Source organism: Quyinboa sediminis (assembly GCF_042219855.1).
Lineage (GTDB): Bacteria > Bacteroidota > Bacteroidia > Bacteroidales > UBA5342 > JBHJHP01.
This window is the reverse complement of the sequence record NZ_JBHJHP010000002.1, coordinates 148,728-172,712: the sequence shown is the minus strand read 5'-3', so window position 1 is coordinate 172,712 and position 23,985 is coordinate 148,728. Positions and strand designations below refer to the sequence as shown.

Below are 23,985 nucleotides of genomic sequence, written 5' to 3'. Positions count from 1 at the left end.
TTGGGCGTGACACTTTGTCACAATGATTTGAAAAATTATTTACATGCGCTTAGATAATATATTTTTAACGGATATGATGGATGGTGAAGCAGGGTTCATTCCTTTGGTTGATGAGAATAATCCGGAGGTTTTTGATGTTTCGGAATTACCAGATACACTGCCAATATTACCACTTCGTAACATGGTACTCTTTCCGGGAGTGGTGATGCCGGTATCTGTAGGACGAAAAAAATCCTTACGACTGGTTCGTGAGGCATTTAATAACGGGACTTATATCGGTGTGATAACGCAACGCGAAGTCAACATCGATAATCCAAAGGCAGAGAACCTGTACGGTGTAGGAACAGTGGCTCAGGTTGCTAAAATTCTTGAAATGCCGGATGGATCAACATCCGTGATACTTCAGGGACGTGCTCGTTTTAACCTGATGGAGTTTGTAAAAACAGATCCGTTTATTGTAGCTAAGATTACCCAACGTGAGGATGTGCTGAATGTAGATGAAGGAGATGTCAACGAAGCTCTGGTGGCTGCGATAAAGGATCTGGCGGTGAAAGTAGTGTCCGGTTCAAACAATCTGCCCAATGAAGCCACATTTGCCATAAAAAACATTGACGGCTTACCTTTCCTGACCAACTTTATCAGCTCCAACCTGCCGTTTAAGATTAAAGACAAGCAGAAACTCCTGGAACGGGATAAGATTAAGGATCGTTCTTATCAGTTACTTGAAGTGTTGGCCAGGGAGGCACAGCTGCAGGAGATAAAAAATGATATTCAGGCCAAAGCCCGTGTAGATATCGATCAGCAGCAACGGGAATATTATCTGCATCAACAGATGAAAACCATTCAGGATGAACTGGGTGGTAATCCTATTGAGGCTGAAATACGTGAACTGAATGCCAAAGCTGCAAAGAAAAAGTGGAGCAAAACCATTCGTGCAGTATATGATAAGGAGGTGGCCAAGCTGGAACGCATGAATCCGGCAGCTGCTGATTATTCGGTTCAGTCCAACTATGTTTCAACACTGGTTGAACTCCCCTGGGACGAATATTCCAAAGATAATTTTAATCTTCACAGGGCTCAGAAAATACTGGACAAGGACCATTACGGTCTGGAAAAAGTGAAGGACAGAATTCTGGAATACCTGGCTGTTCTGAAGCTGAAAAACGATATGAAATCGCCTATTCTTTGTCTGGTAGGACCTCCCGGAGTCGGTAAAACTTCACTCGGGAAATCCATCGCAAAGGCATTGGACAGAAAATATGTGCGTATGTCTTTGGGTGGTTTGCACGATGAGGCTGAAATACGGGGTCACCGTAAAACCTATATTGGGGCATTGCCCGGGCGCATCATCCAAAACATTAAAAAAGCAGGCACTTCGAATCCGGTATTTATTCTGGATGAGATTGACAAGGTGAGTTCTGACTTCAGGGGCGATCCGGCATCGGCATTATTGGAGGTGCTTGATCCGGAACAAAACAACACTTTTCATGATAACTATCTGGAGGTGGAATATGACCTGAGTAAAGTGATGTTTATTGCTACAGCCAATACGGTTGCGTCAATATCCCAGCCTTTGCTCGACCGTATGGAGGTGATAGATGTAAGCGGATATATTATGCAGGAAAAGGTTGAAATCGCCAAACGACACCTTGTTCCGCGTCAGATGGAAAACCATGGATTGCAGAAAGGTGTGGTAAAGATTCCTGCCAAAACACTTCAGGCGGTTGTTGAAGGCTACACCCGTGAGTCCGGTGTTCGTGAACTGGACAAAAAGCTGGCAACCCTGATGCGCCGGTTAGCCAGAAAAGTGGCTAATGAAGAGCAGTTTGAAAAGACGCTTAATCCAGAGCATCTGAAAGAATATCTTGGTACACAACGGTTTTCAAAAGAGGAATATCAGGGTAATGAGTATGCCGGTGTGGTTACAGGACTGGCATGGACCGCCGTTGGCGGAGAAATACTCTTTGTGGAATCCAGTTTAAGCAGGGGATCAGGTGGGCGTTTATCTATTACCGGTAACCTTGGAGATGTAATGAAGGAATCGGCCATGCTGGCACTGGAATATATAAAGTCACACAGTGAAGATTTGGGGCTGGATCAGCGCATTTTTGAACACTACAATGTGCACTTGCATGTGCCGGAAGGAGCTATTCCTAAAGACGGACCTTCGGCAGGTGTGACTATGCTTACTTCCCTCGTTTCAACCTTTACACAACGTAAAGTGAAAAAGGGGCTTGCAATGACAGGCGAGATAACCTTACGTGGTAAGGTGCTGCCGGTTGGTGGGATCAAAGAGAAAATACTGGCAGCCAAACGCTCGGGAATAACTGAAATCATTCTGTGCGAAGAAAACCGCAAGGACCTGGATGAGATAAAAGATATATATATTAAAGGATTGAAATTCCATTTTGTTACGAATGTAAAGGATGTTCTTGATCTGGCGCTTTTAAAACAAAAGGTAAATCATCCGGTTAAATTTGACTTTTCTGATCATGGAACTTCAAAAAAGTGATTTTAAGGTAAATACACCAGTCCAGATCCGTTTTAATGATATCGACGGACTTGGCCATGTGAATAATTCCGTGTATTCACAGTATTTTGACCAGGGGCGGATGCATTATTTTAATATTCTGAATAATAATCAGCCGGTTGACTGGCATGATGCCAGGCTAATCATTGCATCGACCCATACTGACTTTTTGCGGCCTATATTTCTGGATGAACAGATTGAAGTCCTTTCCAAAGTATACAAGCTGGGCAATAAAAGCCTTAAAATGTTTCAACACCTTGCAGATAAAGAAACAGGAGAGGTTAAGGCAACCTGTAAGTCGGTAATGGTGGGTTTTGATCCAAATACAAATCAGTCGTTGCAGCTGGCTGACAGATGGCGTTCGGCCATAGAAGGTTTTGAGGGATTATAAACCAAAACAACGTAAGATATTGGTAAGAATTTAAAGGACTCCTCCGGAGTCCTTTATTATTTTCATCCGATTCACTCTACAACTATTTGACCTCTAACGAGGTCATTTTATGATTTATCAACTGTGGATTTTTGATTGTGATATTTTTTATACTGCAAACCTGTTTCGTTTATAGTTGAAAAGTTTTACATGTTTATTTTTACCTATCTACCTTATGTCGGTGTCAGTTTTTGCTTTAAATACGTGTTTCTTCAATGTTCAATATGTTTACGGTATAAAAGTATTCCAATAATTATGACTCCGTAGGAGTCTTACATTTGTAGAAAAATGATCCTCCGATAAACCGTGACCCCGGACGGGGTCAAACCCAATTGAATAAATATTTCGGATTATAATCGATTTGAAATTCATCTAGAAAACAGATATATTCTTCTTTAAAGGATTTTATTTTGTGATGTTTTTTTTGATTTAGAATGTATTGAGCAACCTCATCAATTTGATTTCTGCTGTAAGAAAATGCACCGAAACCTTCCTGCCAAGAAAACTTTAAACGGCTAAATCTATTTTCTTTAATATAAGAATTGCTTGATTTCTTAATTTCTCTCACAAGATCAGATAAATTGCAATCCGGTGTCATACTAATAAAAAGATGAATATGATCTGGCATTCCATTAGTAACCAACAATTTCTGATTCTTATTCTTTACAATTCCAGTGATGTATTTATATAACTTATTTTCCCACATAGGACATATTAAGGAGTATCTGTCTTTTACAGCAAAAACAATCTGGATGTAAATTTGGGAATAGGTGTTTGCCATAATTCCGGGTTTTAGGGTCATTAATGATTTATAAATTTAGAGATAAGTTACTTAACACCAAAATCTGTTGGACTCCTACGGAGTCCTTTTCTTTATTATCAATTCCTTTCTACAAATGTTTGACCTCTTACGAGGTCGGTTCATATCATAGTCCCTTCCTGTTTGTTTTCCTTTTTTTACCGGTTATTTTACAACACAATTGTATTTTTTGATTCCGGTGGAATATAATATTTCACGTAATTACAAAGATACGGGCGCTGCTTAGAAGCTATTTCTTTACCTGCTTTATTTAAATTCTGTCACAATACTATAAGGTTAAAATGACTCCGTAGGAGTCTCATATTTGTAGACGTTTCTCCTCTAATAAAACCATGACCCCGGATGGGGTCAAACTTTTTCATTCACCCATTTTCAGCTTTTTAAAATACACCTTTGAGGCATGTTTCACTTTTGGTGCCAGCAGCAGAGCTGCGATCATATTCGGGAAAGCCATCAGTGCATAGGCTGAATCGATCAAACCTACTACCAGATCAATTGAAATCACTGCAGCCAGAATGGAAGATGCAGCACTTAACCCGTTATACAGATTAATATATTTATGGCCGAACATAAAGGATACACATTTTGAACCATAATAAGGAAAAGCAAACAGTGTGGACAAGGCAAAGAATATGACGCAAACGATTAAAATATATGGTCCCCAGGCGGGCAGGGCTGCATCGAATGCCATGGCTGTCAGTGTTATGCCATCAACGTCAGTGGAATGCCAGACACCAGTTACGATAATGGCTAAAGCGGTCATGGTACAAACGATGAGGGTGTCTATAATTGGCCCAAGCATAGCCACCAGCCCTTCGCGAACCGGTTCATTGGTTTTAGCTGCTCCGTGCGCCAGCGGTGCCGTTCCCATTCCGGCTTCGTTACTGAATGCCGCCCGTTTTACACCTGTGATAATAATAGCGCCTACAGCACCTCCCAAAACAGCATCGCCACTGAAAGCATCGGTAATAATAAGTTGAAAGGCCGGAAGGATTTTATCCGGCGATGAAAAAATAATATAAAGAACCAGTGCGATATAGATTACCACCATTAGAGGGACTAGTCTGCCGGTCACTTTTCCGATGCGTTTAATACCACCAAAAATAACTACAGCCATTAATATTGCGATTGCTGTTCCGGTTATCAGGTCTGTGGTAAAGTTGCCTCCAAGATTGTTCGGTATCAGAATAACATCCCGGATTACCTGGGTCAACTGGTTAGCCTGAAATATGGGAAATACTGCTATGGCGGCGACGAAGGCAAAAAACATTGCCATCGGTTTCCATTTCTTCCCAAGCCCTTCGGTGATGTAATACATCGGGCCACCCTGTATTTCACCCCTGGAATCTTTGCCTCTGTACATCACTGCCAGAGTGCAGGTGAAGAATTTTGTTGAAACGCCAAGCAGGGCACTGATCCACATCCAGAAAACAGCACCGGGACCGCCCATAGTTATGGCTACAGCCACGCCACTGATATTTCCCATACCTATGGTTGCAGCCAGGGCTGTGGAAAGTGCCTGGTAATGATTGATCTGACCTTTCTCATTTTTATCATCGAATTTACCGGAAAGGATTTTAATGGCATGGCCAATATAACGAACAGGAAGCAGATGGGAGTAAATCAGAAAGAACAAGCCACCTCCCAGAAGAAGTATCAGTAATGGCGTACCCCATACAAAGTTGCTGAAATCGATGACGGTTTGTGTAAGCTTGTGCATTTTACGAATATACGGAATTTAATATTAACCGTTAAGTTCCATTAAATGAGGCGGTCATGGTGGCATAAAATATTTTTCAGCACCTGGATAACGGATTTGTTTTCTACTTAATTTTGCGCAAATGTTTTTTAGAACTGAATGTATCATAAAGTCATGGCTGTTCGTAAAGTTTTTGCGGAAGCCGATAAAATTGTGGCATCTTACCGGAAAGTTACGCATATTTCATGTGAACTGAATTGTTACTCCTGTTGCACAAAACCAGATATCCAGGCAACCGTACTGGAGTTTTTACCTCTTGCATACGATCTTTATAAAAGCGGACTTGCAGAAAAAGTTTATGACGAACTGCAGGCTTTTGACTCCGGCTCTGTCTGTAAAATGCTGGTTCCTTTTGCTCTGAATGGAGGAGAAATAAAAGGCTGTTCAAACTATAAAAACAGAGGATTGATCTGCCGTATGTTTGGGTTTACCGGATTTACAAACAAAAACGGCGAAGTTAGTCTGGCAACCTGTAGGATTATTAAAGCCGGACAAAGTGATAAAATTGCCCGGGCACCTGTTAAACCACCCCTAATGTCAGACTATTATTATCGCCTGATTGATATAGACAGGTCGCTGTGTGTTCCGATGCTCCCGATTAACCAGGCAATATTAAAAGCCATAGAAGTAGTACTGTTTCACTACAGTTTCAGAGGTAAACGAACCGGTTAATTCCAAAATAATTAAATTTTAAGCTGAACCGGATTTTTCTTCTTTGGTAAGAATGAATATTTTTACAAAAAACAGGCAATGAGAAAATCCGGCATTCTGATCATAATTCTGATTTTTCTGGCATTTAAGTGTCATGCACAGTTTCAGGATGAAGACTATCAACATGCATCTGTAGGGATTTCTGTCGTGGATGTTTCGGGTAACAAATCAGTACAGTCGCTTAATCCGGACAAAAGTCTGGTGCCTGCTTCAACACTTAAGTTGCTGACAACCGCCACTGTGTTGAAAAAACTGGGTGCTGCCTACCGCTTTAAAACAGAACTACTGGCTAATGGTTCAGTTTCAGATGGCATATTGAATGGAAGCCTCATAGTTAAGGGCAGTGGTGATCCTACGCTCGGTTCCCGCTATTTTAATCCGGATATTTATAGCTTTATTGATGACTGGATAACGGCATTGAAAGCAAGAGGAATTAAAGGAATAGAGGGGGATCTGGTAGCAGATATTTCGGGCTTCTATCCTGAACCTGTACCCTCAAGATGGATTTGGGAGGATATAGGGAATTATTATGGTGCGGGTGTATATCCGCTGACCTGCTTTGATAACTATTATACCTTATCGTTTTATCCTGCAAAAGTTGGTGCAAAAGCACGGATAGCAACGGTTGATCCGGAGATCAAGGGTCTGTCCTTTACTGTTGAAGCTGTTGGAAGTCCTGTAAATAAGGATAGTGCCTATATTTTTGGCGGGCCGTTTGAAATGCATAAAAGGGTGAGAGGGTCAATTCCGGCCAACAGGATGGATTTTTCCATTAAAGGGGCTATCCCGAATCCTCCTGAAGTTTTACTGGATGCATTGAAGGGAAAACTTATTGAATCGGGAATCAAAGTTAAGGGAGAACTGATCCTTTCTGATGTGCCGGTGCCGGCTGATCTGAAAATTACCGAAACGATCTCTCCGGAACTGAGTGAAATAGCAGCAATTGTAAACTATCACAGCAATAACCTGTTTGCTGAGCATCTGTTCAGAGCTGTTCAGCCTGACAAGGACATTCAGTCTATTGTTAAGGAGATAAAACAATACTGGGAAAGCATGGGCATTGATATGTCTCCCTGTTTTTTGTATGATGGTTCCGGTTTGTCTCCATCTGATGCACTCTCCCCAAAATTAATGACCGACATCCTATGTTTAATGGCCAAAGATGCCGATGCCGGAGATGGTTTTATGAAGACTATTCCTCAGGCAGGAAAAGAAGGATCGGTCCGTTCATTTCTGCAAAACACTACAGATGCTGTTGTTCTGGCGAAGTCCGGATCAATGGATAACACCCGGTGTTATGCCGGATATATTAAAAAAGGCGGGAAGACATTTGCATTTTCGATAATGGTGAATAAATTTACATGCTCACAGAAAAAAGTTGTACAGGATATTGAATCCTGGCTGAGCCAAACGATTCAGACATTATGATAATCAGTCACTACTTAAAACCGTTATCCATCTTTACCACAGTGTTGTTTACGCTGGCACTTATCATGCTGAATCTGTATGTGCCATATGAACAACACATAAGTATAAAACTTTTACCGCTGGCTGATGTTCTGGTGAGCAAATTTTCAGAGAACAAGCTGATAAATGCCGCCACATTTTTTGTGATTTCGAACATCATCGCCTTTTTTTCCTATATCATTAACGACAAATTTATTATCCTGACGCACCGCAGCTATTTCCCTTATTTTATAGCCGGAACATTAATTGTGGCAGGTCCGTATATGCAGACGCTTTGTGCCACACATTTCAGTTTTCTTTTTGTGTTTTTTGCCTTGTATGCTGTGCTTGCCATCAAAGAAGATAACAGGAACCGATATAACCTGATTAATGCTTCGCTTATTCTTGCACTGGGCAGTTTTATCCAGTTTCAGATTTTGTTTTTCTTACCGGTTCTCTGGATCGCTGCCGCACTGCAAAAAAGCTTTGACTTCAGGGCTTTGCAGGCGTCTGTTCTTGGTGTAATTCTGCCATATGCTATTGTACTGGGACTATACTATGTTTTTGGTTCCGTGCGTACAGTCCTGATTCCGATACAGGAAACATTACAGTTTAAGGGATGGGATATGCAAAGCATCCCGGATGGTTTCTGGCCAATGTTTCTGGGCGTGGCGCTGTTTATCATTATCGGTTTCTTCTCTTTTTTACGGTACAGAGAACGTCTGAATACCATATCACGGCGCAGCATGGAAATTTTCATTGTGTTTATGCTGGCTAATTTTCTGCTTTTTATCATCGGTATTCTGCCTTTACAGGCCAGTCTGGTTTACGGTTCCCTGTCCGCCGGTATTATTCTTTCGGGCCTCTGGATCCGTATCAGTACCAGGGCAAAGCGTTTGATGTATTACACCTACCTCATCATGTTACTGATCAGTTTTATTGTTAAATTCTGATCCGGATGGGAAAACCAACAGTCGCTGTTTATGCCATTCCGGACTGCTATCCTGAAGGAACCATTGCTTTCGCACATGACCATGCAATTGCGGTCATGCAGGATGGTCAATTGCTGAACTATCTGCATCTGGAAAGAAAGACAAGAATAAAGCGTGATAACCGTTTACAGGATCATCTGTATGATTTACTGAAAGATGCCGGATTGTTGAAACAGGAATTCGACCTGGTGTCAGTGGATTCGGTTCAGGGAAGAAGTTTTATCACAGCAGATGGTCGAATACGGGTGGAAGCCGGACCGGTAAATCAATTGTATAATGGCATGGAGAAAGTCGGGTGCTGGTTTCTCGATCGTCCGAAAAAGGCTTTTTTACTCAACCATGAACTGGCTCATCTGTATTCCGGTATTCCCTTTTACGGTGCATTCAAAGAAAACAGCCTTCTGGTGCATTTCGATGGAGGTGCAAGTAAAAGCAACTTCTCCGCATGGCATTATGTTTCCGGCAGCTTAAATCCGGTGGAAGCGCACTGGGAGCTTAAGCAGCTGAGTTCACTTTTTAATGCAAATGCGCTAACGTTTAGCATTATAGGTGCCGGTTTTAAAGATCAGCACAGCGTACCCGGTAAATTTATGGGTTTTGCCGGTTTTGGTGAACCGGATGATACTATTCTTGCATTTCTGAAGCATCATCATTTCTTCCAGAATTATTGGGACAAGCCCTCTTGTTTTCTTAGAGCCTCTGAAAAGGAATTTGGAATTAAGCTGAACGGATATGATCAGCATCATGCATATATACAGAATGTTGCTGCTACCATTCATGAGTACTGGGTGCAAACACTAATGAAAAAATTCCGGGCTTTGAAGTTAAAGACCGGTGCTGATCACCTGTACTACGCAGGTGGTGCTGCGTTAAATATAGTTGCGAATAGCAGGCTAGTAGATTCCGGGTTATTTAATTCGGTACACATTCCACCCTGTACTGACGATAGCGGACTGGTGCTTGGTGCTGCGGCTTATATGGAAATGCAGAAAGGGCATACCATTCAAATAGCATCCCCCTACATAAATTCCTGGGGAACTGAGAGCTATAAAACGGAACTGAATACCGAAACCATACAACTGATTGCAGCTTTTATAGCTGAAGGAAAAGTTATTGGCGTTTGTAACAACTTTGGTGAATGTGGACCCAGAGCACTTGGAAACAGGAGTATCATTGCACGGGCCGATGACAGGGAACTTGCGCAAAAAGTGAGTTGTGAAATGAAACAACGCGAATGGTACCGCCCCGTTGCTCCAATCATGCTGGCAGACAACGTGCTATATTTTACCGGTAAGCCGGCTGTGGAGCAGATGAGATATATGTTATACGATGCTCCGGTCACGCACCATAAGACTGAACTTGATGGTGCAACACATGTGGATGGCACTGCCCGGATACAGGCATTGTTCAATTATGACGATAACCCCTGGATGTATGAATTACTTAGGGTTCTGGATCAGCAGTTCAATATTAAAGCTTTAATTAACACCTCCTTTAACCAAAGGGGAGAACCTATTGTGCATACAGAAAAAGACGCCTTCCGTTCAGCCCGGGCGATGCAACTGGATGGTCTGGTGGTGAATGGCACTCTTCAGCTCATCAAATGAGTTGTGCGAATATTTATTTGGTTCATAAAGATTAATTTTCATAAATTTGCGCATTATGAAAATTCCATACTTTCATACCACCCCGGATCTGGTCTGCTAAATTTCAGGCCCCGTATCCACTTTTACCAACTTATTTATTTATCATTTATTCAGGAGGATTTGTTATGAACACAATCGGATTATTATATCGGTACTTACCGAATGTAACAAAACAAGAGATCACAAGTATCAGATCAGAGCGTATTAAGCGGCATAAAAATCGATTACGACAACAAAAATGGAAAAACTGAATCAACAGCTTAATATAAAAAAATCCCGCTTAAACCTCAGCGAAATATCGAAAGATATTATGGATGCCCTGCGCGGCAACGAAAAGGATTTTACAACAGGCAGTATAAATAAGGCTATTTTTATCCTCGCCGTACCAATGGTTCTGGAAATGTTAATGGAATCGGTATTTGCAATCGCAGATATATTCTATGTAAGCAAACTCGGAGCAGAAGCTATAGCAACGGTTGGAATTACTGAATCACTCATCACTATTGTATATGCTTTGGGGATTGGATTGAGTACCGGCGTATCAGCCATGGTGAGCCGAAGGATTGGCGAAAAACGTTATGGCATAGCAGCACAGTCGGCATATCAGGCCATTGTAACAGGTATATTTATCTCTTTACTGATTGCGGTCCCCGGAATTATTTTTGCAAAGGATATTCTGCGTTTGATGGGAGCTGAACCGGTAATCATTGAGCAGATGTCAGGATATACATCCGTCATGCTGGGCGGAAATCTAAGCATCATCCTGCTCTTCATCATCAATGGGGTATTCAGAAGTGCCGGAAATCCTGTATTGTCAATGTATGTGCTTGCCTTTGCCAACGGTATAAATATTATTCTTGACCCACTGCTTATTTTCGGGATCGGGCCGTTTCCCGAAATGGGAGTGGAAGGTGCTGCTGTGGCAACAACTATCGGGAGAAGTCTTGCAGTCCTTCTGCAACTTTATCTTTTGATAAAAGGGAAGGGGCGTATAAAATTTAAAGGTATAAAACTGTTACCGGACAAGGCCCTGATTAAGAGACTGCTTGATTTGTCATGGGGCTCCATAAGCCAATATATTGTCGCTACATCCAGCTGGATTATCCTCGTTCGGATCATCGCAATTTATGGCAGTGATGTTTTGGCAGGATATACCATCGCATTGCGCATTGTTGTATTTGCCCTGTTGCCTTGCTTTGGTATTTCAAATGCAGCCTCTACACTGGTAGGTCAGAATCTTGGAGCGGAACGGCACGACCGGGCAGAAAAATCAGTCTGGATTGTCGGTCGAACCAACATGATAACGATGGGCATTCTCGGTTTGATCCTGGTGATATTCCCGGTTACTTTTCTTGGGATATTTTCATCCAGTGATGCCATCATCAAATATGGTGCTGAAGGATTACGAATTATCAGTTTGGGATTCATCTCCTACGGACTTGGCATGGTCATGGTCTCTGCTCTGAACGGTGCAGGAGATACCCGGACACCATTCAGAATTAATGTGCTCAGCTTCTGGATGTTCGAAATTCCACTGGCCTGGTTGCTTTCTAACTGGGTTGGCTGGGAGCAGCATGGTGTTTATTTTGCCATTATCATTGCAGAGTCCATGATGACTCTTTTTGCCTACTTGGCCTTCAAAAAAGGGAAATGGAAGTTAAAAGAGGTATAGTTAATAATAAACTCACCGGGTGGTTTTCAACAAAATGTGAATCATCACCCGGTGAGTCTGTTAAATTTATGAGATGTTATTTTTTAATCAGTCTGTAAGCAGCCAGTGTGTTATGGCCGAAAGTGGGTACCAGTACGATGTTTTTGTCTGTAATAAACCCGATATCCGCACTGTTTATTTTCTGATCCATAGTATTCAGCAAGCTGTGCTTTTTTATATCGGGAGTTATTAAGGTTAACTCACCATTCCAGTTGGAGGCCATATAGGTTTGATCAGCCACCTTAATAATGCCGTCAGCACCAGGCAGTCCATCCAATAGTTTTGTTTCCGTCATGCTGTCGAAATCCACGGAGTAGAGCTCGCCTTTGCTCATAGAGAGGACTAAAAGATGATCTCCCTGATCCAGTAATCCATTCGGACCTGAGATATCCTTATTCAGGAAGATATTAACATTATCATTAAGCATTGTATAGACCATATCGGAATCGGTATCCGATACATAAATTCTGCCGTTCTTTGCCACTGTAATGTCATTCAACATTCCGGCATTAAACACCGGTAGTCTCTGTTTTACAGAATCCGCAGCGATGTCAATACTTACAATGTTTTCAATGTCAGCTGTATACAGGGTATTATTGAAAAGACCTAATCCTTTCGGGGCATCCAGTCCTGTAATCCAGTATCTGTCAATAATTTTCCCGTCGGTACTGACTTTAGCAATAAAGCCGTCTCCATCTTTTGTTCTGGGATCACCATTTATGCACGAAACGTAAATGACATCTTCTGAAGGATTGTAAAGCGCAGATTCTGATGTTGTAAGCAGCGAGTCCGTTTCCCATATTTTTTCAAGGCTGTACTGCACTGAACTCTCCGGATTTTTCGGTTTTGATTTACATGAAGCAACTGCAATTAAGCTTAAAAGTAAAATCAGATATTTCATATTGTAATGTTTTAAAGTTAGCTACTGGAATTTTCATACTATAGAATATAACACATTAAACAGGATAAAGTTGAAGAGATGCGTTTGTAAATACATGATAGTGTGAAGGTTGTGTTTTGGGGTCAACATTTAAACCTGTATGTCTAAACTGCCTTTTTATGATATTTGTCATGATTTACCCGCATTTTGGGAAGCCTGACCCTTAATATTGTTACTTAAATATAGACCTATATAGATATATTTTTGGAATTTAGCGGTGATAATTTTGTTTACTAACATTAATGATTACGATTATGAAAAAACCCTTACTCTTTTTAACGTTATTATTTGTTGTGTCATCTACAATTGGGATGGCTCAAACACTTGAAGGATTAGTAGGCTACTGGAAATTTGACGAAGGAACAGGTACAGCCGTAAGCGATGAACTGGGAACCACAAATGGTGAGTTGGTTAATGCGGTAGAAGCAACCTGGGCAGATGGTTATATGGGAAAGGCTCTTGATTTTTCTCAGACCGATGGAAATCCGGCCTATGCAAGATTTGACGGATCTGGTGCGGCTGATATTGATGGGAACTTCTCCATGATGTGTTGGGTTAAGAGTCCCATGTCTCCGGATGGTAGTACTGAATATTCCATTATCAGTAAAGGTGTTCCGTTTCTTACAACAGATGGTATTGATGGTGGATGGTATCATCTCTCATTAAAAGATGGTAAAATCCGTTTTATGTTGTGGGATGAATCTGAATTACCCTCACCGGCAGGAGATCTCCCTGATGGTTTTACATGGGATGCAAATACGTGGTATCATATCGCATGTGTATTCGATAAGGACGGAGGATTTTTATATACCTTTTTGAACGGAGAGTTAATCTCTGATGCTGCAAATACCATGTCAGGCAGTTTGCATAATAATGAAGATCTGACATTTGGCAGTGTGGCACAGGGTGTTAACAACGCAGCTCCTGACGGAACTAATTTTTGGGGTAGTAACTATCTTGGTTCCCTTGATGAAGTGCAGCTTTACAATGTTGCTTTAACTGCAGAGCAGATTAAGACAATCTACGATGCTTATATGACAGTGGGCGTAGACAGCAAACAAGTGGAAAAACTTATCGTTTCCATGAATCCTTACAGCGATATGTTAACCATAAATAACGCTGAACGCTTAACTAAAGTTGAGGTTTATGCATTGACAGGTCAGGTGGTTAAGACCATCAATACTTCTATGGCTCCAAGTGTGAGTGTGAACGTGTCTGATTTGTCGAAGGGAACATATATTGTGAAAGCTTATCGTACGGATTATTCTGTAGTTGCTTCTAAATTTGTAAAGCAGTAATACAGAATTACGTCTAATCCGCGAAAAAAACTTATTAAGGTTAGATAATGTATCAGCCCATCGGCATAATGAAAGTTATGTGATGGGCTGTTTTGCATTTGTTGCAGGATCATGAATGCCTTTGTTCTCAACTCTTTTATCTGAATTGAAAGGAACGATTATTGACCGGAATCCGGTTAATGCAATGTAAGGCTAACCTTTAATTTACCCTGAAATATCAACGTTTTTGAATAGTGAATATTAAAACACATTTAGATGAAAAAAAATTTAACGTTTATACTGATACTGTTCTTGTTTACCACAGTTGTAAAGGCACAGGATCAGCTTTATAACGAAATAGCTGATAAGGTAACCCTGGTCGTTGCCAGAGATGGTTCAGGTCATTTTGACCAGGTTCAGGCTGCCATAGACTCCATTAAAAAAGCTGCGACTCCGGATGCTGTTATATATGTAAAGAATGGCGTATATGAGGGAAAAATTTCTGTGAATTCAACGGTTAAAAATCTGACCATTATTGGACAGGATGTCGATCATACAATCCTTACCGCTCAACCAACCCATGGTGATGGTGGGTTTGGAACGGCATCAGTGAAGATTGCTTCAGAAGACTTTTTGGCTTTAAATCTGACCATAGAAAACAGTTACGGGGTTGGAAACCAGGCGGAAGCACTGGCTACAGCCACAAAAGACAGGCAACAGTTTGCGCATTGCAGATTTATCGGTTTTCAGGATACCTATTATTCCGGCACACCGTACCGTAACTATTTTAAGGATTGCCTTATTATTGGAGCCGTGGATTATATTTTTGGAAACAGTACGGTTATTTTTGATAGTTGCCAGATCCATAACCTGAGAGACCGCAGTTGGATAACCGCAGCCAGCACCAGCTCCAGGAGCAGGTTTGGGTATGTCTTTCAGAATTGTTGGGTAACATCTGAATACGGAGTAAAGGATGTATATTTTGGACGTCCCTGGAAAGACTATCCCAAGGTGATGTTTATGAATTGTTATCTGAGCGATTGTATTAGTCCGCTTGGCTGGGATAATACATGGTATAATCCGGATGACATAGGTAATGTGCAGTTTTATGAATATAACAATTATGGTCCCGGATCTGCAACAGATGCCAGAATAAGCTACAGTAAAAGACTGACAGAAGAAGAGGCGGGTGTTTATGTTATGGATACAGTTTTTGGCACAAATAATTATCCGGCTTTAATTAAAACAGAATGGTCGCCGGATGTGGCAGAAAATCCCTTATATATTGCTGTTAAGAAGTATTTTAAAGCATTTCTGGATGAAGAGGTCACAACGGCCGGTCTTTCAGCTCTTAAACTGAATGGTGAGGATGTCCCGGGGTTTGATCCTGCAAGTGAAGAAATAACATTAACGCTGCCATCAGGAACAACAGAATGGCCTGTGCTGGAAGCCGTTCCTGTGTCTTCAGATATGGAAGTTAAGATCATTTATCCGCAAGAAATTCCGGGTGCTGCAACGGTGGTCGTGAGTTCAAAATATAAAGCGACACACAAAGCTTATACTGTGAATATTCAGAATGATCAGACCATCAACCTTGAGATCCCATATGAAATCAAGCCAATTATGCTGAATCAGAATATTGGTGATTGCTATACATCAATTGATGCTTTATCGCTGAATGACGGACTTTCATTATATCCGAATCCTGCAGAAGGAACCTTCAATATCAGCATGGAACATTATACAGATAAGGAGTCTGTAACAGTCCGTGTATACAATTACATGGGACAATGCATATACGATAAAATGTTTGCTGCAGATAAAATCAGATTGGTTAACCGGATTGATCTGTCTGATTTCCCGGCAGGACAGTATCTGGTAAATGTTTATGCTGAGCATAAAAAGTACAGTACGAAAGTTATTTTGAAATAAGCAGCTAATGGTTTAAAATTTTGAAAAATGAAAAAAATAAGCATAATACTTTTCCTTATCACTATCATTGCAGCTTATTCTGAGGCTCAGATAGACGGATATAAAAACCGGGCGGTTAATCAGAATGAAACAGTTACCATAAAACTGGATGGAACCGAAGGAACCATTGTATGGGAGAAATCGATTGATAAACTTACATGGGAAGTCATTGAAAACGTGACAGATCAGCTGGATTTTGTCGCAGATCAAACCACCTATTTCAGGGTGATTTCAACAGTTGAAGGATGTTACCCCGACACATCCGATCTGGGCAGTGTTACTGTTTATGGAGAAATGTCGGATATCGACGGGAATATGTATAAAACCATACAGATAGGAGACCAGGTTTGGATGGCGGAGAACCTTCGGGTAACACATTATCCTGACGGTCAACCCATTTTTAAGGGTGTTGCCGACTCATCGTGGGCTTATACTGATTCTCTTGCATTTTGCTGGTATAATAACGATAGTGCAGCATATGCTGTAAGTCATGGTGCGCTTTATAACTGGGGTGCGGCTATGAATGGGAGTTTTACCAGTTCAGAGGTCCCCAGCGGTGTGCAGGGAGTCTGTCCGGATGGCTGGCATTTGCCCAGCGACATGGAGTGGCAGATACTGGAGCAGTCGCTTGGGATGAGCTCCGCAGAGTCCGGAGAAACCGGATGGAACGGTACGAATGAAGGAGCTAAACTGGCAGGCAAAAGTCATCTGTGGGCGCAGGGCGTACTGATCTCCGATGAACAGTTTGGTGAATCAGGCTTTAACGGATTGCCGACCGGAGACCGTACCTGGGATGATGAGAGTATTTTTTATGGCGACGGTATATTCGGAACCTGGTGGACATCAACCAGGCTGAAGAGCGATAATACCTGGTCCAGGTATATTCAGTTCGACCGCATGGAGATCCGACGGGCCGGCACCTGGAAATGGAACGGAAACAGTGTGCGCTGTGTTAAAAACTAAGCAAAATGTGACAGCGCAAAGAATACAGAATCGCGTTCCTGTTTTTTAAGGTTGTTTCACATTACATTTTTTTAATACGAAGGATTTTGAATCCTGACTTATAACGGTTATCTTGTAATCGATTGCATAAATTTTTTTACTAACGATAAAATTTTACATTATGAGAAAAAAACATTTACTTTTTGCATTTACATTGGCACTTATCTTCAGTACAGGAGTCACTAAAGCCCAGTTTTCATTTGATGCCAACGTTGTTTCCCACTGGTCCTTTGATGATGAGACGGCCTCAGATTCCAAGACCGGCGCAACAGGAACAATCGTAGGTGATGCTGTAACGTTTACGGATGGTATTTCTGGTAAGGCTATTGACTTTAGCAGCTACGTGACAGGTGACATTGCCGGTGTGGTGGTTAAGGATGATGGTTCAAATCTAAATGCGATTAATTTTACAACTGAATCGTTTTCAATTTCATTATGGGCCATTGTTGATCCATCTGCAGCAGAGCAAACGCAGATTATTAAAGGTACGAATGGTCCGGATGCGACAGATTTTGAGGGGAATGCCGTAAATAATGCCAATGGATACAGGTATACAATTCAAACGAAAGAAGGTGAAATTCGATTTGCAATTGATGATAATGATGATTTTGGTGGGAAAACGCAATTAGGTGTTAATATTGCTGATCTTGCTAATCCTTATCCAACTGGAGAATGGGTAAATATAGTGGGTGTAAGAGATCGGGAGTCAGGTAATTTGTATCTATATCTTAATGGAGCACAAATTGGCGAAATGGTTGATGCAACCGGTGATTTAAATATTGCCGGACAGGATTTGGTGATTGGCAATTATGTTACCGGTGCCAATGTAACCATGGGACCAGTAGATGAGGTTATGATCATGAATAAGGCATTATCTGCTGACGAGGTTGCAGAATTATACAATAATTTAGCTACCAGCTTTAATGCACCTAAAGCGTCAATCGGAACATTAAAAATTCAGCCAACTTTTGTTAACAGCTCATTGTCTATCCGTGAGGTATCTGATTTCAATACCATTGAAATCTATAATTTAACCGGAGCACTGGTTAAGTCTGTAAACAATGTTGAAAGCAACGTTACATTAAATGTAAATGATCTTTCAAACGGAAAATATATTGTAAAAGGAATTGGTCAGAATAAAGTTAACGTTGGTAGCTTTATTAAGCAATAAAACGTATTTACAGGTAATAAAGACCCGGGTAAAATTTATCCGGGTTTTTTATTGTGAGGATTTTATAATTATGCTCTCTTTTTGAAACCATCCCTGACAATTTCGTGTTATTAAGGCTTTTTAGATAAACATTTTATGTTATTCAACATTTAAAACTTATTTTTGCAAAAAATTAATTACAGAAAAATAAAATACAATGGGTAAAATTTCAGACTATGTTAAACCGGGTGTCATATTCGGTGAAGATGTAAACAAAGTATTTGAATTAGCAAAGGCAGGTCAGTTTGCACTTCCTGCAGTTAATGTTGTTGGCTCAAACTCAGTTAACGGAGTTATGGAAGCAGCAAAAAAAGTTAATTCTCCGGTAATTATACAGTTATCAAATGGTGGTGCATCATTTTTTGCTGGTAAAGGTGCATCTGGTGAAGGCCAGGAAGTAGCAATACTGGGTGGTATTGCTGCAGCAAAATATATACATACCGTTGCTGAAGCTTATGGTATTCCGGTTATTTTACATACTGACCATGCAGCGAAAAAATTACTTCCCTGGATTGATGGATTACTTGATGCCAGTGAGGAAAATTTCAAAGCAACAGGAAAGCCATTGTTTTCATCTCATATGCTCGACCTTTCTGAGGAGTCGCTTGAAGAGAATATCGAAATCAGCAAGAAATATCTTGCACGGATGAGTAAAATGGGGATGACCCTTGAAATAGAATTAGGAATCACCGGTGGGGAAGAAGATGGTGTGGATAACTCCAGTGTGGATAACTCCTTACTCTATACTCAACCTGAGCATGTTTATTATGCTTATAAAGAGTTAAGCCAGATTTCTCCCAACTTCACCATAGCTGCTTCTTTTGGAAACGTCCATGGTGTTTACAAGCCGGGAAATGTGGTGCTGAAGCCTTCCATCCTTGGCAATTCACAGGAATATATTAAGGAAAAAGATGGATTATCTGTTGACAAGCCAGTTAACTTTGTATTCCATGGAGGTTCGGGATCATCACTCGAAGAAATTCGTGAAGCCATTGGTTATGGTGTAATTAAAATGAATATTGATACTGATACGCAGTGGGCATTCTGGGATGGTGTACGTCAGTTTGAAGCTAAAAACCATGATTATCTTCAGGCTCAGATTGGAAATCCTGAAGGAGACGATAAGCCAAACAAGAAATATTATGACCCGAGAAAATGGTTGCGTGCCGGGGAAGAAACTCTGGTAGCCAGATTAGAGCAGGCATTTAACGATCTTAATAATATCGACACATATTAATGAGAATATGTAGTTCCGGAAATAAAAAAGGCGCCCTGGCGCCTTTTTTTATTTTATTCGTGAAACAATGATGTACTCAGATACCGTTCACCAGTGTCGCATACTATGGCGACAAATGTTTTTCCTTTATTTTCAGGCAGACTTGCCAGAGACAGTGCGGCCCATACAATAGCACCGGATGATATCCCACAGATTATTCCTTCTTCTTTCATCAGCCTTCGGGCTGTTTCAAAGGCATTTTCATTAGAAACCGGGACAATCTCATCAATAAGTTCTGTTTTACAGTTCTGAGGGATGAAACCGGCGCCAATTCCCTGTATTTTATGAGACCCGGGTTCACCACCTGATAAAACCGGAGAATCTTTCGGCTCAACAGCTACATTTGTTACGGAAGGTTTTTTCTCCTTAAGAACAGTGGATACTCCGGAAAAGGTACCTCCGGTACCAACACCGGATACAAAAAAATCGATGGTTCCGTCCGTGTCATTCCATATCTCAACTGCTGTAGTGCGTTTGTGAAATTCGATATTGGCCGGGTTCTCAAACTGCATAGGCATAAATGATCCATCAATATCTTCCAGTAAAGCATTAGCCTTCGATATAGCTCCTTTCATGCCTTCAGTGGCCGGTGTAAGAATGACCTGTGCTCCCAGACCTTCCATCAGTTTGCGGCGCTCTATACTGGCAGATTCAGGCATTACAATAATAACCTTGTATCCCTTTACTGCACTAACCATGGCCAGACCTATGCCTGTATTCCCTGAAGAGGGTTCAATTATGGTTCCACCCGGTTTCAGGATGCCTCTCTTTTCTGCATCTTCAATCAGTGCCAGGCCAAGTCTGTCTTTTACTGATCCACCGGGATTAGCCGATTCCAGCTTGACAAAAACATGGGCATCAATTCCTTTTGTGAGATTGTTAAGTCTGACTAACGGGGTATTCCCGATCAGATCGACTACGCTGTTTGCAACTTTCATTATAATACTGTTAGATTGTTTTCATGATAAACTGTAACAGGAACCTTTACAGGTCTGATTCATGAAAATTAACTACTTTTCCGAAAGTTTCTTTTCCAGCATTCCTGAGTTGGAAAGGACTTCCACTGCTTTCTGAAAAATATCATCCTGTTCATTCATCACCTGGTAATATTCACTGATGTCGAAAATGTCACGGGCTGTCAGTGCTTTAAACTGTGCTGATATCAATGGAAGTGAATGTTTGAACTGTTCTTCATTAAATTCCACCTTCGCCATTTCACCATTTGCGATCAGCTCATCAAGCATGTCCTGTGTGACAACAAATTTGCTGTCAAACACCGCAAAAACAGGGTAAAGACTGTTTAATTCCTGTCTGTGTTTGTCAACATAGTTCAAAACTGTTTTGTTCATTACACCTTTGGCAACAAGATTGCGGTGATAATCGGTGATTACTGTTGTGTCGATAGGCACAAAAATGTCCGGCATTATTCCTCCGCCGCCATATACCACTCTGTTCAGAACCAGTGTTCTGTATTTTAATGAATCTGGGAAATGAATACTGTCTTCCGAAATCAGTTCGCCATTGTTATAGCGGTTGATAATTTCTTTCCGGTATTCTGACCTGCCATGGTCATATGGTTTTTGAATCAACCGCCCTGATGGTGTGTAATACTTGGATGTTGTCAATCGCATGGCAGAACCATCCGGCAGATTAAACTGACGCTGAACCAATCCTTTTCCAAAACTTCTTCTGCCGATGATTAAACCTCTGTCCCAGTCCTGGATCGCACCCGATAGAATTTCACTGGCGGAGGCCGAGGATTCATCAATGAGTACAACCAGCTCTCCTTTTTCAAATTTACCACCTTTGGTGGCTCTAAAGGTTTGTCGAGGACTGTTCAGTCCTTCTGTATACACTATAAGCTTGTTGTTAGAAAGAAATTCGTCGGCCAGGTTAATGGCAGCATTCAGGTAGCCGCCCCCGTTGCCCTGCAAATCCAGAATCAGGCTTTTCATTCCATCTTTCTTCAGGTCATCCAGGGCTTCTGTAAATTCAGCAAATGTTGTTCCGGAAAACCGGTTAAGCTTAATGTACCCGATGTTATCATTGACCATATAGGCAGCATCCAGACTGTGGATTGGAATTTTATCGCGTACAATGGTAAAATCCATAAGTTTCCGGGTCCCGTTTCGTTTAATCCTTACTGTCACCTCGGTACCTTTATCGCCACGCAGCTTATCTGTTACTTCTTTATTGGACAAACCAATGCCGGCCACCATTTCATCATCAATATAAATGATCCTGTCACCTGCCAGAATTCCCACTTTTTCTGATGGGCCTCCAGGAATAGGATTGACAACCATTAAGGTGTCATCAAGAATATTAAACTGTATGCCGATGCCTTCAAAATTTCCGCGAAGAGGTTCATTCATGCGCCTGACCTCTTCGCTGTTCATGTATACAGAGTGGGGATCAAGATCCTCAAGCATTGCTTTTATGGCATCTTCAACAACTTCTTCCTTGTTTACGGTATCCACATAGTAAGCGCTTATGGTACGCGCAGCTACGGATAGCTTATACAGTTGCACATCCGATTTGGACCGTATCGTGTTTTGCGCTGTGGAGGACAGGGCTAAAGCTGAAAGAAAAATAAAAAGAAATGCTTTGCGAATCATGATATTTGGATTTAGAATGGTAAGTCGTCGTTTTCCGGTGGAATATTGTTCGTATCCGGTGGCGGGATATCTGCAGGTACAGGATCGTTTTGAACCATAGCCCCTTCAATGCGCCAGGCTTCAAGATTGGAAAAGTAATTTACCTGTCCGTTCTTTTCCCATTTTCTGCCGCGGATATTAAAACTGACTTTTATATTATCCCCGTTATTGTACTGGTCAATAAGATTGCACCTGTCCTGTGTCAGCTGAAACTTAATAAAATCGTTCCATTCTGTATTCCGTTCATTTACAACTTCAATGACGAACTCCCTTTTTTTAAATGAAGCCGAAATCTGTTGTTCGTCTTCTTTCAGGATTAGTTTTCCTTCAATTTCAAAATTCATGGATATGTTAGTCTTTTTCGAGTATGATTATTTTTTCAATTTCATCACCTTTTCTTATTTTATCAATCACATCAACACCTTCAACAACTTTTCCAAAACAGGTATGTTGTCTGTCCAGATGTGCTGTATTCTTTCTGCTGTGACAGATAAAAAACTGTGATCCGCCTGTATTTCTTCCGGCATGTGCCATAGATAAAACACCACGGTCATGATATTGTTTTTCACCGTCCAGCTCACAGTCGATTTTATAACCCGGACCACCTGTTCCAACCCTTGGATCACTCATGTCTTTTGAAAAGGGACAACCTCCCTGAATGACAAAGTCAGGTATAGCACGGTGAAATGCCAGACCGTCGTAAAAACCATCTTCCGATAATTTTACGAAATTCTCTACTGTTTTTGGGGCATCATCTTCGTAAAGTTCAGCCACCATAACGCCTTTTGATGTGTGAAATTCTGCTGTTAACATAAGTTCTATAATAAAAATGTACCCGGCTGCGGGAGCAACCGGGATACAATTAAAGAAATTTTTTATAAAAACGGTTTAAAACCGATGACTATTCTTATTTTTTAATATCAATTAACTCCATTTCGAAGATCAGAGCTGAATTTCCGGGAATAGACTGGTTTCCTCTTGCACCATAAGCCAGGTCAGGATGGATGTAAACTTTCCATTTTGAACCAACAGGCATTAACTGCAGAATCTCAGTCCAGCCTTTAATAACACCTTTAACACCAAAAGTAGCCGGCTGTCCACGTTTGATTGAACTGTCAAATTCTGTTCCGTCAATCAAAGTACCTACGTAATCCACTTCAACTTTATCTTCTGCTGTTGGTTTTGGGCCATCACCTTCCTTCAGTATTTCGTACTGCAACTTGCCATCGGCCAGTGAAGTTACCCCCGGACGTTTTGCATTTTCAGACAGAAAGTCTTCAGCTTTAACAAGATTTTCTTCAGCCTGTTTTTTCTGTGCAGCCATAAAATAATTACGGATAAATGTCTGGGCATCTTCAACCTCAATTTTGCTTTCATTGCCTTTTACACCAGCCACAAAACCTGCTGCAACCAGGTCAAGATTCACACTGTCACCTGCAACCTGATTTCTGTTTTCATATAATTGTTTACCATAATCATAACCAATCAGGTAGAATGTACTGTCTGACTGAGATGCTACAGGAACATTGTTATACGATTGATTATTGGAACATGATGCTATCATCACGGCTACCAATGCAACTGCTAATAAATTTTTGATTTTCATGTGT

20 protein-coding genes are annotated in these 23,985 nt (G+C 41.1%); 12 read left to right on the top strand and 8 right to left on the bottom strand.

Annotated elements, in window-relative coordinates:
• Positions 1-43 precede the first annotated feature (43 nt).
• A complete protein-coding gene (lon, locus tag ACE1EF_RS05965) occupies positions 44-2,512 on the top strand; it encodes an endopeptidase La (protein WP_375719715.1) in 2,469 nt (822 codons plus the stop codon).
• Positions 2,493-2,921, top strand: a complete 429-nt coding sequence (locus ACE1EF_RS05960) for an acyl-CoA thioesterase (RefSeq protein ID WP_375719714.1) — start codon at positions 2,493-2,495, stop codon at positions 2,919-2,921. Before lon ends, ACE1EF_RS05960 begins: the two co-directional genes overlap by 20 nt.
• 361 nt (positions 2,922-3,282) lie before the next feature.
• Here ACE1EF_RS05960 and tnpA read toward each other — a convergent pair whose 3' ends face one another.
• Both tnpA and ACE1EF_RS05950 read right to left on the bottom strand, forming a co-directional pair.
• Positions 3,283-3,741: an IS200/IS605 family transposase gene (tnpA, locus tag ACE1EF_RS05955; protein WP_375719713.1), complete on the bottom strand. Its 459-nt coding sequence runs from the start codon at positions 3,739-3,741 to the stop codon at positions 3,283-3,285.
• Between the two features lie 397 nt (positions 3,742-4,138).
• Positions 4,139-5,500 (bottom strand): alanine/glycine:cation symporter family protein, encoded by a 1,362-nt coding sequence (locus tag ACE1EF_RS05950; protein WP_375719712.1) that lies wholly within the window; start codon positions 5,498-5,500, stop codon positions 4,139-4,141.
• Between the two features lie 153 nt (positions 5,501-5,653).
• Between ACE1EF_RS05950 and ACE1EF_RS05945 the strand changes: the two genes are divergently transcribed.
• The 5 genes from ACE1EF_RS05945 (at position 5,654) to ACE1EF_RS05925 (ending at position 12,006) form a co-directional block, all read left to right on the top strand.
• Entirely contained in the window at positions 5,654-6,211 is a 558-nt protein-coding gene (locus ACE1EF_RS05945) for a hypothetical protein (RefSeq protein WP_375719711.1), read from the top strand.
• Between the two features lie 78 nt (positions 6,212-6,289).
• Positions 6,290-7,678 (top strand): D-alanyl-D-alanine carboxypeptidase/D-alanyl-D-alanine endopeptidase, encoded by a 1,389-nt coding sequence (gene dacB / locus ACE1EF_RS05940; protein ID WP_375719710.1) that lies wholly within the window; start codon positions 6,290-6,292, stop codon positions 7,676-7,678.
• On the top strand, positions 7,675-8,649 hold the full coding sequence (locus ACE1EF_RS05935; protein ID WP_375719709.1) for a hypothetical protein: 975 nt from the start codon (positions 7,675-7,677) through the stop codon (positions 8,647-8,649). Before dacB ends, ACE1EF_RS05935 begins: the two co-directional genes overlap by 4 nt.
• Positions 8,650-8,654: 5 nt before the next feature.
• Entirely contained in the window at positions 8,655-10,295 is a 1,641-nt protein-coding gene (locus ACE1EF_RS05930) for a carbamoyltransferase C-terminal domain-containing protein (protein ID WP_375719708.1), read from the top strand.
• A gap of 277 nt (positions 10,296-10,572) precedes the next feature.
• A complete protein-coding gene (locus ACE1EF_RS05925; protein WP_375719707.1) occupies positions 10,573-12,006 on the top strand; it encodes an MATE family efflux transporter in 1,434 nt (477 codons plus the stop codon).
• Between the two features lie 76 nt (positions 12,007-12,082).
• On the opposite strand, the gene ACE1EF_RS05920 is transcribed toward ACE1EF_RS05925, so the two are convergent.
• Positions 12,083-12,946, bottom strand: a complete 864-nt coding sequence (locus ACE1EF_RS05920; protein WP_375719706.1) for an SMP-30/gluconolactonase/LRE family protein — start codon at positions 12,944-12,946, stop codon at positions 12,083-12,085.
• Positions 12,947-13,239: 293 nt separating this feature from the next.
• Between ACE1EF_RS05920 and ACE1EF_RS05915 the strand changes: the two genes are divergently transcribed.
• The 5 genes from ACE1EF_RS05915 to fbaA all read left to right on the top strand — a co-directional run bounded on the left by ACE1EF_RS05915 (position 13,240) and on the right by fbaA (position 19,682).
• Positions 13,240-14,283, top strand: coding sequence for a LamG-like jellyroll fold domain-containing protein (locus ACE1EF_RS05915; protein ID WP_375719705.1), 1,044 nt, complete (start codon positions 13,240-13,242; stop codon positions 14,281-14,283).
• Between the two features lie 255 nt (positions 14,284-14,538).
• Positions 14,539-16,194: a pectinesterase family protein gene (locus tag ACE1EF_RS05910; protein ID WP_375719704.1), complete on the top strand. Its 1,656-nt coding sequence runs from the start codon at positions 14,539-14,541 to the stop codon at positions 16,192-16,194.
• A gap of 27 nt (positions 16,195-16,221) precedes the next feature.
• On the top strand, positions 16,222-17,196 hold the full coding sequence (locus ACE1EF_RS05905) for a fibrobacter succinogenes major paralogous domain-containing protein (protein WP_375719703.1): 975 nt from the start codon (positions 16,222-16,224) through the stop codon (positions 17,194-17,196).
• 160 nt (positions 17,197-17,356) lie between these two features.
• The gene (locus ACE1EF_RS05900) at positions 17,357-18,406 is read left to right on the top strand and encodes a LamG-like jellyroll fold domain-containing protein (protein WP_375719702.1); all 1,050 of its coding nucleotides are present in this window, start codon (positions 17,357-17,359) and stop codon (positions 18,404-18,406) included.
• Between the two features lie 196 nt (positions 18,407-18,602).
• Positions 18,603-19,682: a class II fructose-bisphosphate aldolase gene (gene fbaA / locus ACE1EF_RS05895; RefSeq protein WP_375719701.1), complete on the top strand. Its 1,080-nt coding sequence runs from the start codon at positions 18,603-18,605 to the stop codon at positions 19,680-19,682.
• Positions 19,683-19,735: 53 nt separating this feature from the next.
• Here fbaA and cysK read toward each other — a convergent pair whose 3' ends face one another.
• The 5 genes from cysK to ACE1EF_RS05870 all read right to left on the bottom strand — a co-directional run bounded on the left by cysK (position 19,736) and on the right by ACE1EF_RS05870 (position 23,981).
• On the bottom strand, positions 19,736-20,659 hold the full coding sequence (gene cysK / locus ACE1EF_RS05890; RefSeq protein ID WP_375719700.1) for a cysteine synthase A: 924 nt from the start codon (positions 20,657-20,659) through the stop codon (positions 19,736-19,738).
• A gap of 72 nt (positions 20,660-20,731) precedes the next feature.
• Positions 20,732-22,336 carry a S41 family peptidase gene (locus ACE1EF_RS05885; RefSeq protein ID WP_375719699.1) on the bottom strand — a complete coding sequence of 535 codons (1,605 nt, stop codon included), beginning with the start codon at positions 22,334-22,336 and terminating at the stop codon, positions 20,732-20,734.
• Between the two features lie 11 nt (positions 22,337-22,347).
• Positions 22,348-22,719 (bottom strand): DUF3127 domain-containing protein, encoded by a 372-nt coding sequence (locus ACE1EF_RS05880; protein ID WP_375719698.1) that lies wholly within the window; start codon positions 22,717-22,719, stop codon positions 22,348-22,350.
• Positions 22,720-22,726: 7 nt separating this feature from the next.
• Positions 22,727-23,188, bottom strand: a complete 462-nt coding sequence (locus tag ACE1EF_RS05875; protein ID WP_375719697.1) for a peptidylprolyl isomerase — start codon at positions 23,186-23,188, stop codon at positions 22,727-22,729.
• Positions 23,189-23,282: 94 nt separating this feature from the next.
• Positions 23,283-23,981, bottom strand: a complete 699-nt coding sequence (locus ACE1EF_RS05870; protein WP_375719696.1) for a BamJ family beta-barrel-assembly machinery protein — start codon at positions 23,979-23,981, stop codon at positions 23,283-23,285.
• Positions 23,982-23,985: the final 4 nt, after the last annotated feature.

Bases quoted from the DNA above. Each gene is read 5' to 3' on its own strand.
- lon (WP_375719715.1), top strand. From the start codon at position 44: ATGCGCTTAGATAATATATTTTTAACGGATATGATGGATGGTGAAGCA.
- ACE1EF_RS05960 (WP_375719714.1), top strand. From the start codon at position 2,493: ATGGAACTTCAAAAAAGTGATTTTAAGGTAAATACACCAGTCCAGATC.
- tnpA (WP_375719713.1), bottom strand. From the start codon at position 3,741: ATGGCAAACACCTATTCCCAAATTTACATCCAGATTGTTTTTGCTGTA.
- ACE1EF_RS05950 (WP_375719712.1), bottom strand. From the start codon at position 5,500: ATGCACAAGCTTACACAAACCGTCATCGATTTCAGCAACTTTGTATGG.
- ACE1EF_RS05945 (WP_375719711.1), top strand. From the start codon at position 5,654: ATGGCTGTTCGTAAAGTTTTTGCGGAAGCCGATAAAATTGTGGCATCT.
- dacB (WP_375719710.1), top strand. From the start codon at position 6,290: ATGAGAAAATCCGGCATTCTGATCATAATTCTGATTTTTCTGGCATTT.
- ACE1EF_RS05935 (WP_375719709.1), top strand. From the start codon at position 7,675: ATGATAATCAGTCACTACTTAAAACCGTTATCCATCTTTACCACAGTG.
- ACE1EF_RS05930 (WP_375719708.1), top strand. From the start codon at position 8,655: ATGGGAAAACCAACAGTCGCTGTTTATGCCATTCCGGACTGCTATCCT.
- ACE1EF_RS05925 (WP_375719707.1), top strand. From the start codon at position 10,573: ATGGAAAAACTGAATCAACAGCTTAATATAAAAAAATCCCGCTTAAAC.
- ACE1EF_RS05920 (WP_375719706.1), bottom strand. From the start codon at position 12,946: ATGAAATATCTGATTTTACTTTTAAGCTTAATTGCAGTTGCTTCATGT.
- ACE1EF_RS05915 (WP_375719705.1), top strand. From the start codon at position 13,240: ATGAAAAAACCCTTACTCTTTTTAACGTTATTATTTGTTGTGTCATCT.
- ACE1EF_RS05910 (WP_375719704.1), top strand. From the start codon at position 14,539: ATGAAAAAAAATTTAACGTTTATACTGATACTGTTCTTGTTTACCACA.
- ACE1EF_RS05905 (WP_375719703.1), top strand. From the start codon at position 16,222: ATGAAAAAAATAAGCATAATACTTTTCCTTATCACTATCATTGCAGCT.
- ACE1EF_RS05900 (WP_375719702.1), top strand. From the start codon at position 17,357: ATGAGAAAAAAACATTTACTTTTTGCATTTACATTGGCACTTATCTTC.
- fbaA (WP_375719701.1), top strand. From the start codon at position 18,603: ATGGGTAAAATTTCAGACTATGTTAAACCGGGTGTCATATTCGGTGAA.
- cysK (WP_375719700.1), bottom strand. From the start codon at position 20,659: ATGAAAGTTGCAAACAGCGTAGTCGATCTGATCGGGAATACCCCGTTA.
- ACE1EF_RS05885 (WP_375719699.1), bottom strand. From the start codon at position 22,336: ATGATTCGCAAAGCATTTCTTTTTATTTTTCTTTCAGCTTTAGCCCTG.
- ACE1EF_RS05880 (WP_375719698.1), bottom strand. From the start codon at position 22,719: ATGAATTTTGAAATTGAAGGAAAACTAATCCTGAAAGAAGACGAACAA.
- ACE1EF_RS05875 (WP_375719697.1), bottom strand. From the start codon at position 23,188: ATGTTAACAGCAGAATTTCACACATCAAAAGGCGTTATGGTGGCTGAA.
- ACE1EF_RS05870 (WP_375719696.1), bottom strand. From the start codon at position 23,981: ATGAAAATCAAAAATTTATTAGCAGTTGCATTGGTAGCCGTGATGATA.